The following is a 13,273-nucleotide window of genomic DNA, read 5'->3' as shown; positions in this document are numbered from 1 at the left end:
AAAAATCCCTCTCATCGTAGAGGGATTTTTTTGATTTTCGCGTATAGAATAGCAAAATAAACAGTCATTATCTAATATATTGTTGTAAATTGTCAAGTTTCATCAGATTTTCACATTTTAAGAGTAACAATTTCCTTAAAAATATTGAATTATAAAGGAGAATCGTATAATATAGGCGTTGATAATGATTTATCTACATCTTTGTAGTATAGAATTTGTAAAAATTGCCTACAAATGAAAGTAAGACTCATTTTATGATCATTATACAGTCTTATCTTTGGGAGGAGGTGAATGGCATGAACAAGACAGATTTAATCAATGCTGTTGCAGAAGCAAGTTCCCTTTCTAAAAAGGACGCAACAAAAGCAGTAGACGCTGTTTTTGATTCTATCTTAGAAGCTTTAAAACAAGGTGATAAAGTACAACTGATCGGATTCGGTAACTTCGAAGTTCGTGAGCGTGCGGCTCGTAAAGGTCGTAACCCACAAACAGGTGAGGAGATTGAAATCGCTGCAAGTAAAGTACCTGCATTCAAACCTGGTAAAGCGTTAAAAGATGCGGTTAAATAATCCTTACATATTAACAGGGAAGAAGAGTTTCCTTTTTGGGAACTCTTCTTTTTGCTTTTAAAAACATAAATATGCTAGAATGTGTTCGTATCACTTTTAGGTTTTCGGGAGGGCTAGCGGATGGCAAAAGTTAATTTAGAACAAATTGAACATGCAGTACGCCTTATTTTAGAGGCAATCGGAGATGACCCAAATCGTGAGGGAGTACTTGATACACCAAAGCGTGTGGCAAAAATGTACGCAGAAGTGTTCGCGGGTATGCATGAAGATCCGAAAGAACATTTGCATAAAGTGTTCGGAGAAGATCACGAGGAGCTTGTACTAGTAAAAGATATACCGTTTTATTCGATGTGTGAGCATCATTTAGTTCCATTCTATGGAGTTGCTCACGTTGCATATATTCCGCAAGGCGGAAAAGTGACAGGGTTAAGTAAATTAGCTCGAACTGTAGATACAATTGCACGTCGTCCACAACTGCAAGAACGTATTACATCAACAGTAGCGAACTCTATTATGGAAGTACTAGAGCCGCATGGTGTAATGGTAGTAGTAGAAGCGGAACATATGTGCATGACGATGCGTGGTGTGAAAAAGCCGGGCGCGAAAACTGTAACAACAGCAGTACGTGGTGTGTTAGAAAATGATGCAGCGGCACGTAGTGAAATTTTATCTTTTATTAAAACAAAGTAAAGAAAAGTAGGAAACTGCTTTTCTTTTTTTTTTATGTAAATAAATGATATAGTTTTAGCAAGGCAGAGTGAGAATAGAAAGACTACTAAAAAGAATGGAAGATGTTATTTAGTTCGGTGGAAGTTTGGAAAGAGTAGCCAAGTTTTGGTTATAGAAAATAGAATGTATGTGTTATAATAAGTTTTATGAATTAGAAAACAAGGGTGATTTTTGTGTGTGACATCTACGGAGGGTATGCGGGTATAAGAGAGAAATTGATGGAGAAATTACGCCATCCTTATTTTATAAACTATATTGAAGAACCATTTATTGATGAAGAAAAAATAGCATTGTTATATGGTGCTTTAAAAAGTGAAAATTTACATATAGAACAAATTGAGCATTATGTAGTAACGATTATGCTTGTGCAAATTGCGCTTGATACACATGAAAGAGTATCAAATAAAGCAGGGGAAGAAGCGGTTGAATCGCATAAACGTCGCCAGTTAACAGTACTTGCTGGTGATTACTATAGTGGGTTATATTATTACTTATTGTCTATGAATCGTGATATTGTTTTAATTCGCGCGCTTGCTGAAGGAATTAAAGAAATTAATGAACACAAAATAATGTTATATCAAAAAGCGCATGAAACGATGGATGACATAATGGAAAGTGTAGTAACGATTGAGTCTGCACTCTTGCAAAAAACATGTGATCATTTTCATGTATCGCATTGGAAGCCATTTATAACGTATGTACTAGGAAAAAACCGTCTTCAAAAAGAATGTGAACTGCACGCTGATAAACAACATTCACCTGTTTTTCAAGCAGTTCAAGGGATTATGAAGGATAAAGCGGAGGTAGAAACAGTTATTCATGGATGGATGATGGAACTCAGAAAGAAAGAAAATCAATATTTGGAAAACCACACAGATATAAGCGAAATAAACTCTGTGTTAAGAGATAAATCGAAGACATAAGCAATTTTACATTGGAAGAAGGTACGAGCATGCAACAATCAAAAGAAGAAAGAGTACATGATGTATTTGAGAAAATCTCTGATAAATACGATGTGATGAATTCTGTCATTAGTTTTCAAAGACATAAAGCGTGGCGTAAAGAGACGATGCGCATTATGGATGTAAAACCAGGTAGCAAAGCTCTTGATGTATGCTGCGGGACAGCGGACTGGACAATTGCGCTAGCTGGAGCGGTAGGTGAACAGGGCAAGGTTGTTGGTTTAGACTTCAGTGAAAATATGTTATCTGTCGGTAAGCAAAAGGTAGAGGCGTTACAATTAAAACAAGTAGAACTTTTACACGGGAATGCAATGGAACTTCCATTTGAAGATAACACATTTGATTATGTAACGATTGGATTTGGTTTACGTAACGTACCGGATTATATGCACGTATTAAAAGAAATGACGCGTGTAGTAAAACCAGGTGGAAAAGTAATTTGTTTAGAAACATCTCAACCAACAATGATTGGTTTTCGACAAGGGTATATTTTATACTTTAAATATATCATGCCGTTATTTGGAAAGTTATTTGCGAAAAGTTTTAAAGAATATTCATGGCTGCAAGAATCTGCTAGTACATTCCCGGGTATGAAAGAATTGGCTCATATGTTTGAAAAAGCTGGACTTGAACATGTACAAGTGAAGCCGTTTACTTTTGGGGTAGCAGCGATGCATTTAGGTATGAAACCAGAATCAAAATAGAAAAAAAGAAAAAAGAAGTTTTAGGTTAAGGTGAACAATATGAAGTTACAACTTATGTACTCTTTTTTACGATCGGATATTAATGTGATAGAAAAAGAATTAAAAAAGACAGTTGCTTCTGAACAGCCATTGGTAGAAGAGGCAGCATTACAACTTATTGAAGCTGGTGGGAAGCGAATTCGTCCTGTATTTGTGTTGCTTGCGGGAAAATTTGGAGATTATAAGTTAGATGCAATTAAACATGTAGCTGTTGCGTTAGAACTTATTCATATGGCTTCTCTTGTTCACGATGATGTTATTGATGCTGCATTTTTACGACGTGGTAGTGCAACTGTGAATGCGAAATGGGGAGATCGTATTGCAATGTATACAGGGGATTATTTGTTCGCTAAGTCTCTTGAATGTATAACAAATATCGAAATTCCAGAGGCGCATCAGGCGCTATCGCATACCATTTTAGAAGTCTGTAAAGGTGAAATTGAACAAATTAAAGATAAGTACAATTATGACCAAAATTTACGAACGTATTTAAGAAGAATAAAGCGAAAAACAGCATTATTAATTGCTGCGAGTTGTCAACTAGGAGCAATTGCTGCTGGCGCTAATCGTGATACGGTAAATCGACTATTTTGGTATGGGTATTTTGTAGGAATGTCGTATCAAATTATTGATGATATTTTAGACTTCGTTTCCACAGAAGAGAAGCTTGGAAAACCTGCTGGTGGAGATTTACTACAAGGGAATATTACGCTTCCTGCCCTATACGCTATGGAAGATCCGATCCTTCGTAAGAAAATCATATCTGTACATGAAAATACAACAGCGGACGAAATGAAAGAAATTATTGAGGCTGTAAAAAATAGTGACGCTATTGATCAAGCATTTGCGTTTAGTGAACGTTATTTACATAAAGCATTAGAAATCATAAAACCACTTCCGCGTGGACAAGCGAAGTATGCATTACAAAATGTAGCAAAGTATATTGGGAAACGAAAATTTTAGTGTTTTTTCTAAAAAATAAAATAATCTCTCTATTTCAAAACTATTGCGCAATTGTGATAAGGGTGTTAATATGTGTGTGGGGATATACAATTACATACATAATTCAGAAGTGGAGAGATTTTTTATGGAAAAAACATTTCTAATGGTAAAACCAGACGGTGTACAACGTGCCTTCATTGGGGAAATCGTAGCTCGTTTTGAGAAAAAAGGCTTTCAATTAGTTGGTGCAAAATTAATGCAAGTCACTCCGGAAATTGCTGGACAACACTATGCTGAGCACACAGAGAAACCTTTCTTTGGTGAATTAGTAGACTTTATTACATCTGGCCCTGTATTCGCAATGGTATGGCAAGGTGAAGGTGTAGTAGATACAGCTCGTAACATGATGGGTAAAACAAGACCACATGAAGCAGCTCCTGGAACAATTCGTGGAGATTTCGGTGTAACTGTTGCGAAAAACATTATCCATGGTTCTGATTCGTTAGAAAGTGCAGAGCGCGAGATTGCTATTTTCTTTAAGGAAGAAGAATTAGTTGACTACTCAAAATTAATGAATGAATGGATTTACTAATTATTTTGAAATAATTTGTAAACGCTTTAATCACTGTGATAATAGTAGAAAGTGCAAGGAGAATAGGGGTATTCTTCTTGCACTTTTTTTATTTCAATTAGTTACGAAGTTAGAGCTGTTATGATATATTGATATGTAAAGTAAAAGGCCTATCGGAGAATAAGCGAATGGCTGATCAAATATATAATTTCTTTCATATTTTTAGAGCAAGGAAAGATAATATCATTGCTTAATATAGCGAGATAAATACATATACGAAAAGAGGAATAACGTATGCGATATATTACAGCTGGTGAATCTCATGGTCCACAACTTACAACGATTATAGAAGGTGTTCCAGCAGGACTGCCTTTAGTAGCGGATGATATAAATGAAGAGTTAGCTAGAAGGCAAAAGGGGCATGGGCGTGGTAGACGCATGCAAATTGAAACAGATCAAGTGCAAATTGTAAGTGGTGTTAGACATGGAGAGACATTAGGTTCTCCAATTGCACTTGTTGTTGAAAATCGTGATTTTGCACATTGGACAAAAATTATGGGCGCAGAGCCTTTAACGGAACAAGAAGAAAAAGAAATGAAAAGGAAAGTAACAAAACCAAGACCTGGACATGCTGATTTAAATGGTGCGATTAAATATGGTCATAGAGATATGAGAAATGTACTGGAGCGTTCTTCAGCACGCGAAACGACAGTGCGTGTTGCTGCTGGTGCGGTTGCTAAAAAAGTGTTAGCAGAACTTGGTATTACAGTGGCGGGCCATGTAATTGAAATTGGCGGTGTTGAGGCTCAGGAAATTACGTATATTTCAATTGAAGAATTAAAAAGTATTACAGAAGCATCACCTGTACGTTGCTTAGATGAAGAAGCAGGTAACCAAATGATGAAAGCAATTGATGATGCGAAAGCAAATGGAGATTCAATCGGTGGAATCGTTGAAGTGATTGTGGAAGGAATGCCAATTGGGGTCGGTAGCTATGTGCATTATGATCGAAAACTGGATGCGAAATTAGCAGCCGCAATTATGAGCATTAATGCTTTTAAAGGCGTCGAGATTGGAATTGGTTTTGAAGCAGCGCATAGACCGGGAAGTGAAGTTCATGATGAAATTCTGTGGAATGAGGAACATGGATATACACGAAGAACAAATAATGCAGGTGGATTAGAAGGCGGTATGACGACTGGAATGCCAATTGTTGTGCGCGGTGTGATGAAACCGATCCCTACACTATATAAACCTCTTCAAAGTGTAGATATTGAAACGAAAGAGCCTTTTACAGCGAGCATTGAACGTTCAGATAGTTGTGCTGTGCCAGCAGCTAGTGTCGTTGCAGAAGCGGTTGTGGCTTGGGAATTAGCGACAGCTTTAATAGAACAATTCGGATTAGATCGTATGGACCTTATTCGTGAAAATATTGAGAAACATAATGAATATGCGAGGGGATTTTAATGGGAAACATACATATTCAAACGAAATCAAAAGAATATGATGTACATGTAGGAAAAGAATCGTTGTCACATTTGACAACAATCATTCAAAACATGCAGCCATCTGTATCAAACATCATGATCATTTCAGATGAAGCTGTTGCAACTTTACATTTACAGACAGTTGTAGACGCGTTGCAAATAGAGCAAACAGTATTTTTATTCGTTGTACCGAGTGGAGAAAAAGAGAAGTCTTTTGAAAATTTCTATGCGGCTCATACGTCAGCTCTTGAAAATAAATTAGATAGAAATTCTTTAATTATTGCACTTGGAGGCGGGATGATTGGAGATTTAGCTGGTTTTGTTGCTGCGTCGTTTATGCGTGGAATTCGCTTCGTTCAAGTTCCAACGACTTTATTAGCTCACGATAGCGCAGTAGGTGGGAAAGTAGCGATCAATCATCCGTTAGGTAAAAATATGATCGGTGCATTCCATCAACCGGAAGTAGTTGTATATCATACGCCGTTTTTACAGTCACTTCCTGAAAAAGAGTGGCGTTCAGGTTATGCAGAAGTGATAAAACATGCTCTTATTGGTGATGTAAAGCTGTATCATTGGTTAAAAGAAGAAGTGCAAACATTAGCGGATCTTCGTGATGAGAAGTTAATCCATATATTAACGAAGGCAATTCCTGTAAAGGCAAATATTGTATCACAAGATGAAACAGAAAAAGGTGTACGTGCCCATTTGAACTTTGGACATACGTTAGGCCATGCTCTTGAAAAAGAACTAGGATATGGAAATATTACTCACGGTGACGGAGTAGCGGTTGGAATGTTATTTGCCTTGTTTTTAAGTGAGCAAGTGTACAAGGTTGATCTTTCCTATGAAGAGATGAAGCAGTGGTTCTTAAAGTACGGCTATCCAAAAATGCCAAGTGATTTGAATGTAGAGCGCCTCGTTCAATTGATGAAACAGGATAAGAAAGCAAATGCTGGAGCGATTCATATGGTGCTTATGCAGGAATATGGGGTAGTGAATGTCGTATCTATTCCAGATGAGACTGTTCATATTGCGTTAGAGGCATTTCAAAAGGATATGGTTTAAAAGGTGCGAAGTGCTTGTTTAGAGGTATTCTCGTAATAGTGACGGTAATGATAAACGATTATAGTAAGGGATTATAACCGTATTGTAATTGAATAAAATGACTGGGGGAAGAAAAATGAGAGTGAAAGAGCAATTGTTAACTTTGAGAGCATATGTACCTGGGAAAAATACTGAAGAAGTAAAAAGGGAATATGGATTATCAAAAATTGTGAAATTAGCATCGAACGAAAATCCATTCGGTTGCTCAGCACGCGTAACAGAAGCATTAACTTCTTTAGCGAGTCAATACGCTCTTTATCCAGATGGATATGCATTTGAACTTCGGACAAAAGTAGCAGAGCAGTTAGGTGTTAAAGCAGAACAACTGTTATTTGGTAGTGGATTAGATGAAGTCATTCAAATGATTAGCCGTGCATTACTACATGAAGGAACAAATGTTGTAATGGCGAATCCAACATTCTCGCAATACCATCACCATGCTGTTATTGAAGGAGCAGAAGTTCGTGAAGTATCACTTAAAGATGGCATTCACGATTTAGATGCGATGTTACAGCAAGTAGATGATAAAACGAAGATTGTATGGATTTGTAACCCGAATAATCCGACAGGTACATATGTAGAGAAACAAAAATTACTTTCATTTTTAGAATCAGTTCCTAAGTCAGCGCTCATTATTATGGACGAAGCATATTATGAATATGCGGGGGCAGAAGACTATCCGCAAACATTACCACTTCTTGAAAAGTATGAAAATCTTATGGTTTTACGCACGTTTTCAAAAGCATATGGTTTAGCTGCTTTCCGTATCGGATATGCGGTTGGTAATGCGAATTTAATCGGGCAGCTAGAAGTAGCAAGGTTACCATTTAATACATCGACTGTAGCGCAGGCTGTAGCACTCGCTGCATTAGAAGATCAAGTGTTTTTACAAGAATGTGTGAAAAAGAATGAAGAAGGATTAAATCAATATTACGCATTTTGTAAGGAATATAACGTATTCTATTATCCATCTCAAACAAATTTCATTTTCTTAAAACTCGGTATTCCTGGTAATGAGGCTTTCGAACGATTAATGAAGAAAGGATATATTATTCGTTCTGGTGCTGCATTTGGTATACAGGATGGTATTCGTATTACTGTCGGTTTGAAAGAAGAAAATGATGAAATTATAGAATTATTAAAAGAGCTTGTAAACGAGCAAGTAAAGAAAGAAGAAACATACTCTTAAGAGTTTGTGAAGGCTCCTAATATAGGAGTCTTTTTTATTTAAATGAAGGCCTGTAAAGCTTGATCCGTGCGTGTTAATAATTAATAAGGGAAGTTATTTGCACGGTAATGAAAGAAAACGGTACAATAGAAAGTAGTAATGCGGTATCGGTGTCATATTCGAATCGTTATCAGTGAAAGTACAAGAAGAAGTATGCTCATTCTAAAGGTTGCGTTCGTACACCTAGTTGCTTATGATAAAGTGAAACTTTAATCAGTGAGGGGATGCTCATCCCCTCACTGATTATTAGCCCGCACCAATCGGGGTAAATGAACAGAAAATAATATTTGTTAGAATTAAAGGAGACGTTTATGCAAAAGTTTGAACAAGCTGTTTCATATATTGAAAATGGTGAAGCGGAAAAAGGATTACAATTATTAAAAGAACAATTAAAAATTGCGAATGATGAAGAGAAGTATGATATCGCTCGCTATTATCATACACTTGGATTTACGGATGAAGCGTTAGCTATTACAGAAGACTTGCGTTTATTGTATCCGGAAGAAAGTGAATTCACTGTATTTTTAGCAGAATTATATATTGATCTAGACAAAGAAGATGAAGCGATTGAAGTGCTTCATGATATTCCAGAAAATGATGACTTATATGTTCAATCGTTATTACTTGTTGCAGATTTATTCCAAATGCAAGGTTTCGATGATGTAGCAGAACAAAAACTATTAAAGGCGAAAGAAATGATGCCTGACGAACCTGTTATTACGTTTGGATTAGCAGAGTTATATAGTAGTAAAGGTGAAGAACAAAAGGCAATCACTCATTATGAGTCGCTATTAGCAGAACATAAAGTCATGGGTGGTGTTGTCATTGCACTTCGCCTCGCAGAAACGTTAAGTGCGATTGGAAATTGGGAAGAAGCGATCTCTTACTATGAAGCAGGTTTAGAGGAACAAAAAGATATCCACTCAATATTTGGATATGCCTTCACATTATACCAAGGTGAAGAATACCAAAGAGCAATTGGTGCTTGGCAAGAACTAAAAGAATTAGATCCGGAGTATGCATCGCTGTACATGTATTTGGCGAAAAGCTATGAAAAAGAGGGAATGCTTCAAGAAAGCTATGAAACACTTCAAGAAGGAATTAAAGTAGATGAGCTTTCTGTACCATTTTATGTAGAATTAGCGAACATTGCGGCGAAATTAGGAAAAATAGCGGAAGCAGAGGAAGTGCTTCAAAAAGCGCTTGAGTTAGATCCAGGACATTTAGGTGCGATATTAAAATATGCGTATATCTTAAAAGAACAAGAAAAATATGAAGAGTTAATTGCAGTTGTAGAGCGTGCGATTGATAGCGGAGAACCAGATACACAACTACTTTGGGATCTTGCGTTTGCAAAAAAACAATTAGAAATGTATTCGGATGCATTAAAACACTATGAAAGTGCATATACTTCTTTTAAGAATCATCCAGACTTCTTGGAAGAGTACGGTTATTTCTTATTGGAAGAAGGTATGCGAAAAGAGGCGAAAGAAGTATTTACTCAGTTAATACAACTAGACCCGACACAAATTCATATTGAAGAATTGTTATATAATTTATAGGATTTTTCATAAGTTGGAAGGAAACTGAATACCGCTTCTTGAATCTAAAAAGAAAAGAGAAAGACAGAGGAGGGACTTAATTGCTATGAATACCCCTGTTTCTGTAAACGAGAAGAAGGATTTTGTAAAATGGTTTTTAAATAATTACCAACTGAAACAGCGTGAATGCGTATGGATTTTGAATTATTTAATGAGTCATGACCAATTGATGCATAAAGTCCACTTCGTAGAGCATGCAAAATATTGTCCGCGTGGTTTAGTGATGTCCGCGAATTGTGTGAAAGACACACCGTTTCACTTTTTTAAACAAAATGTTATGACAACAGATGCTGAAAAATCGTTTCATGATATTCGTTTAAATCGAGATGAAGATATTTATATTCAACTCAATTTTAAATCATCGTTTCAAAATGCCAATTATGTAGCTGTACTAGAAGAAAACCCGTATTTACCAAAGCATATTGAAGTAAATGAAAAAGATCGTTTACTTGCAGAAAGATTTTTAGAAGAAAGTGTATTTTCTTTTAGAAGAGAACGTCTTTTGAAACAAATTGATGAAGCGCTGGATAAGCAAGATAAGGAAGCGTTTCATAAGTTAACAGCTGAGTTAAAGATGTTATAGAATTCATTTGGATTCATAAAATTTTACAAATTTCAGACTTTTTAAGAAAAACTACCTTAATATAGGTAGTTTTTCTTTTTTTACCTCTTTTAGTATGGTTTAATATATATAAAGTGAAAGTTCTGTCATTTGCAAATGAAGGGAGGGAAGACATTTGAAATGGAGAGTAAAAGATGTGGAGCAGTTTGAGCAAGCAAGAGAGTATGTAGATACTGGTGTTATACCACTTTTATCAATTTCGGCAGCAAAAGAAATGAAAATGGTAGTAGAACAAGGTGAATTTATCAAATTGTTGAGTATGGAGTTGGAAAGAGAATATAAAGGAAGAGTACTTTTACTACCGGCATTTACGTATTTAGTAGAAAGTCAAAAAAATGAAAAAGGTCGTTTGCAAGAATGGACAAATCATTTGCAAAAGCAAGGTTTTAAGCATATTGCTTATGTTACAAGTGATTTTTCATGGAAAGAAGATATGCAAGAGTTACAAGGAGATTTATTTTGGTTTCCTTCATTAGCGTTAGAACAATTTAGTGATCAAGCGAAAAGAGAAGTTATTCATGCACATATAAAAAATATAATGGTGATGTTAGAAGAAAAATGGGGAAAGTAATAATAAACAGAAAGTTCTTATTATTATGAGTAGTATGATATTGACCTGTACCTAAGCGTATTATATCATGATAGTGTCCTAGTTTTTATTTTTTATATAATTTATCACGAGGGGACAATTTCTGATAGAGGGGGGAAATTTTCGTGAGCGAGAAAGAACATCGTGTATCAAGAAGACAGTTTTTAAATTACACCCTTACAGGGGTAGGAGGCTTTATGGCAGCGGGTATTTTAATGCCGATGACGCGATTTGCGCTTGATCCGGTGTTAAGAAAAGAAGCGGGAACGGATATGGTTGCTGTTGCACAAGTAAAGGATATTACAACAGAGCCGAAACGTTTCGACTTTAAGGTGAAGCAGGTTGATGGTTGGTACAAGTCCGAAGAGCCAAAATCAGCTTGGGTTCATAAAGATGAAAGCGGAGACATTGTTGCGTTCTCTCCAGTATGTAAACATTTAGGATGTACAGTTAACTGGAATTCGGACAAAGCACATCCGAATCAATTCTTTTGTCCATGTCACGGGGGCCGTTACACAAAAGACGGGATGAACATTAAAGGCACGCCGCCCCTTGCTCCGCTTGATGTATACGAGTCCAAAGTAAAAGATGGAACGCTGTATTTAGGCAAAGCGAAGCCAAAAGGGGGTGCAAAGTAGATGCTAAATAAAATTTATGATTGGGTAGATGAAAGGTTAGATATTACACCAATATGGCGTGATATCGCTGATCATGAAGTACCTGAACATGTAAACCCGGCACATCACTTTTCTGCATTCGTTTATTGCTTTGGAGGACTTACCTTTTTCGTTACTGTAATTCAAATTTTATCAGGAATGTTTTTGACGATGTATTATGTGCCTGATATTAAAAATGCTTGGGAATCGGTTTATTATTTACAAAATGAAGTTGCATATGGACAAATTGTTCGTGGTATGCACCACTGGGGCGCTAGTCTCGTCATTGTAATGATGTTTTTACATACACTTAGAGTTTTCTTCCAGGGTGCGTATAAAAAGCCTCGTGAGTTAAACTGGATTGTTGGTGTTCTTATTTTCTTTGTTATGTTAGGTCTTGGTTTTACCGGATATTTATTACCGTGGGATATGAAAGCATTATTTGCTACGAAAGTAGGGATTCAAATTGCAGAGCAAACGCCGCTCATTGGTCCTTATATTAAAACATTACTCGCTGGTCATTCCGAAATTGTTGGCGCTCAAACATTAACTCGCTTCTTTGCTATTCACGTCTTCTTCTTACCAGCAGCACTTCTAGGTTTAATGGCCTTCCACTTCATCATGATTCGCAAACAAGGTATTTCCGGTCCGCTATAAGAGATTGCTAAATTAAAGGGGAAAGAACTAAAGGAGGGAGATTATGCATCGCGGCAAAGGGATGAAGTTTGTAGGAGATTCTCGGGTACCAGTAGCTCGGAAACCAAATATTCCAAAAGACTATTCTGAATACCCAGGAAAAACAGAAGCGTTTTGGCCGAACTTCTTGTTAAAAGAATGGATGGTTGGTGCAGTTTTTTTAATCGGTTATTTATGTTTAACAGTGGCGCATCCGTCACCACTTGAGAGAATGGCGGATCCAACTGATGCCGGATATATACCACTTCCAGATTGGTATTTCTTATTCTTGTATCAGTTATTAAAGTATTCTTATGCTTCTGGTTCATTTACTGTAATTGGAGCGTTTATTATGCCAGGGATTGCGTTTGGCGCATTACTGTTAGCTCCATTTCTTGATCGAGGACCAGAAAGACGCCCATTGAAGCGTCCTGTAGCAACTGGATTTATGCTTTTAGCAATTGCATCGATTATCTTTTTAACTTGGGAATCTGTAGCACACCACGACTGGGAAGCTGCAAAAAAACAAGGAGCAATTGTAAAAACAGCACCAGTTGATAAAAATGATGACGGCTATAAATTAATGCAAAAAAATACTTGTTTAACATGTCACGGTGACAATTTACAGGGCGGGGCAGCAGCACCGGCACTGCAAAATTTAACTTTAAAGCCAGAAGAAATTGCTAAAATTGCGAAAGATGGAAAAGGTTCAATGCCTAAAGGCGTATTTAAAGGTACGGATGAGGAATTGAAGAAGCTTTCGGAATTCATTGCTAAGTATAATAAAAAATAATA

At 36.6% G+C, this 13,273-nt stretch carries 15 protein-coding genes; all 15 read left to right on the top strand.

All coding sequences use genetic code 11. From position 1 onward, the window contains the following. Positions 1 to 296: 296 nt before the first annotated feature. The 15 genes from FS802_RS06355 to qcrC all read left to right on the top strand — a co-directional run bounded on the left by FS802_RS06355 (position 297) and on the right by qcrC (position 13,271). The gene (locus FS802_RS06355; RefSeq protein ID WP_001043860.1) at positions 297 to 569 is read left to right on the top strand and encodes an HU family DNA-binding protein; all 273 of its coding nucleotides are present in this window, start codon (positions 297 to 299) and stop codon (positions 567 to 569) included. A gap of 120 nt (positions 570 to 689) precedes the next feature. Beyond that, a complete protein-coding gene (gene folE, locus FS802_RS06350; RefSeq protein ID WP_001151478.1) occupies positions 690 to 1,259 on the top strand; it encodes a GTP cyclohydrolase I FolE in 570 nt (189 codons plus the stop codon). 212 nt (positions 1,260 to 1,471) lie between these two features. After that, positions 1,472 to 2,221, top strand: a complete 750-nt coding sequence (locus FS802_RS06345; protein ID WP_002096763.1) for a heptaprenyl diphosphate synthase component 1 — start codon at positions 1,472 to 1,474, stop codon at positions 2,219 to 2,221. A gap of 29 nt (positions 2,222 to 2,250) precedes the next feature. Then, positions 2,251 to 2,964, top strand: coding sequence for a 2-heptaprenyl-1,4-naphthoquinone methyltransferase (gene menG / locus FS802_RS06340; protein ID WP_001187666.1), 714 nt, complete (start codon positions 2,251 to 2,253; stop codon positions 2,962 to 2,964). Positions 2,965 to 3,003: 39 nt separating this feature from the next. Beyond that, positions 3,004 to 3,966: a heptaprenyl diphosphate synthase component II gene (gene hepT / locus FS802_RS06335; protein ID WP_048561342.1), complete on the top strand. Its 963-nt coding sequence runs from the start codon at positions 3,004 to 3,006 to the stop codon at positions 3,964 to 3,966. Positions 3,967 to 4,090: 124 nt separating this feature from the next. Continuing rightward, the gene (gene ndk / locus FS802_RS06330; protein ID WP_000415885.1) at positions 4,091 to 4,537 is read left to right on the top strand and encodes a nucleoside-diphosphate kinase; all 447 of its coding nucleotides are present in this window, start codon (positions 4,091 to 4,093) and stop codon (positions 4,535 to 4,537) included. Positions 4,538 to 4,810: 273 nt separating this feature from the next. Continuing rightward, the gene (gene aroC / locus FS802_RS06325) at positions 4,811 to 5,983 is read left to right on the top strand and encodes a chorismate synthase (RefSeq protein ID WP_098707584.1); all 1,173 of its coding nucleotides are present in this window, start codon (positions 4,811 to 4,813) and stop codon (positions 5,981 to 5,983) included. After that, positions 5,983 to 7,068: a 3-dehydroquinate synthase gene (aroB, locus tag FS802_RS06320; protein WP_098720222.1), complete on the top strand. Its 1,086-nt coding sequence runs from the start codon at positions 5,983 to 5,985 to the stop codon at positions 7,066 to 7,068. Before aroC ends, aroB begins: the two co-directional genes overlap by 1 nt. Positions 7,069 to 7,183: 115 nt before the next feature. After that, entirely contained in the window at positions 7,184 to 8,296 is a 1,113-nt protein-coding gene (gene hisC, locus FS802_RS06315; protein WP_001264044.1) for a histidinol-phosphate transaminase, read from the top strand. Positions 8,297 to 8,646: 350 nt separating this feature from the next. Further along, positions 8,647 to 9,897 carry a tetratricopeptide repeat protein gene (locus FS802_RS06310; RefSeq protein WP_098653862.1) on the top strand — a complete coding sequence of 417 codons (1,251 nt, stop codon included), beginning with the start codon at positions 8,647 to 8,649 and terminating at the stop codon, positions 9,895 to 9,897. A gap of 85 nt (positions 9,898 to 9,982) precedes the next feature. Beyond that, positions 9,983 to 10,519 (top strand): ReoY family proteolytic degradation factor, encoded by a 537-nt coding sequence (locus tag FS802_RS06305; protein WP_001095922.1) that lies wholly within the window; start codon positions 9,983 to 9,985, stop codon positions 10,517 to 10,519. 154 nt (positions 10,520 to 10,673) lie between these two features. Then, positions 10,674 to 11,129 (top strand): YpiF family protein, encoded by a 456-nt coding sequence (locus FS802_RS06300; RefSeq protein WP_098720221.1) that lies wholly within the window; start codon positions 10,674 to 10,676, stop codon positions 11,127 to 11,129. A gap of 143 nt (positions 11,130 to 11,272) precedes the next feature. Next, the gene (gene qcrA / locus FS802_RS06295; RefSeq protein WP_001290419.1) at positions 11,273 to 11,785 is read left to right on the top strand and encodes a menaquinol-cytochrome c reductase iron-sulfur subunit; all 513 of its coding nucleotides are present in this window, start codon (positions 11,273 to 11,275) and stop codon (positions 11,783 to 11,785) included. Continuing rightward, entirely contained in the window at positions 11,786 to 12,460 is a 675-nt protein-coding gene (gene qcrB / locus FS802_RS06290) for a menaquinol-cytochrome c reductase cytochrome b subunit (protein ID WP_000932700.1), read from the top strand. A gap of 43 nt (positions 12,461 to 12,503) precedes the next feature. Next, positions 12,504 to 13,271: a menaquinol-cytochrome c reductase cytochrome b/c subunit gene (qcrC, locus tag FS802_RS06285; protein WP_000554600.1), complete on the top strand. Its 768-nt coding sequence runs from the start codon at positions 12,504 to 12,506 to the stop codon at positions 13,269 to 13,271. Positions 13,272 to 13,273 lie beyond the last annotated feature (2 nt).

Source organism: Bacillus sp. DE0042 (assembly GCF_007680225.1).
GTDB classification, from domain to species: domain Bacteria; phylum Bacillota; class Bacilli; order Bacillales; family Bacillaceae_G; genus Bacillus_A; species Bacillus_A wiedmannii.
Note: the sequence above shows the minus strand (reverse complement) of the source record. Positions and strands in the feature narration are given on the sequence as shown.

Excerpts from the sequence above, each read along its gene's own strand:
- FS802_RS06355 (WP_001043860.1), top strand. The coding sequence starts at position 297 with ATGAACAAGACAGATTTAATCAATGCTGTTGCAGAAGCAAGTTCCCTT.
- hepT (WP_048561342.1), top strand. The coding sequence starts at position 3,004 with ATGAAGTTACAACTTATGTACTCTTTTTTACGATCGGATATTAATGTG.
- aroC (WP_098707584.1), top strand. The coding sequence starts at position 4,811 with ATGCGATATATTACAGCTGGTGAATCTCATGGTCCACAACTTACAACG.
- qcrC (WP_000554600.1), top strand. The coding sequence starts at position 12,504 with ATGCATCGCGGCAAAGGGATGAAGTTTGTAGGAGATTCTCGGGTACCA.
- ndk (WP_000415885.1), top strand. The coding sequence starts at position 4,091 with ATGGAAAAAACATTTCTAATGGTAAAACCAGACGGTGTACAACGTGCC.
- folE (WP_001151478.1), top strand. The coding sequence starts at position 690 with ATGGCAAAAGTTAATTTAGAACAAATTGAACATGCAGTACGCCTTATT.
- hisC (WP_001264044.1), top strand. The coding sequence starts at position 7,184 with ATGAGAGTGAAAGAGCAATTGTTAACTTTGAGAGCATATGTACCTGGG.
- FS802_RS06310 (WP_098653862.1), top strand. The coding sequence starts at position 8,647 with ATGCAAAAGTTTGAACAAGCTGTTTCATATATTGAAAATGGTGAAGCG.
- aroB (WP_098720222.1), top strand. The coding sequence starts at position 5,983 with ATGGGAAACATACATATTCAAACGAAATCAAAAGAATATGATGTACAT.
- menG (WP_001187666.1), top strand. The coding sequence starts at position 2,251 with ATGCAACAATCAAAAGAAGAAAGAGTACATGATGTATTTGAGAAAATC.
- FS802_RS06305 (WP_001095922.1), top strand. The coding sequence starts at position 9,983 with ATGAATACCCCTGTTTCTGTAAACGAGAAGAAGGATTTTGTAAAATGG.
- qcrB (WP_000932700.1), top strand. The coding sequence starts at position 11,786 with ATGCTAAATAAAATTTATGATTGGGTAGATGAAAGGTTAGATATTACA.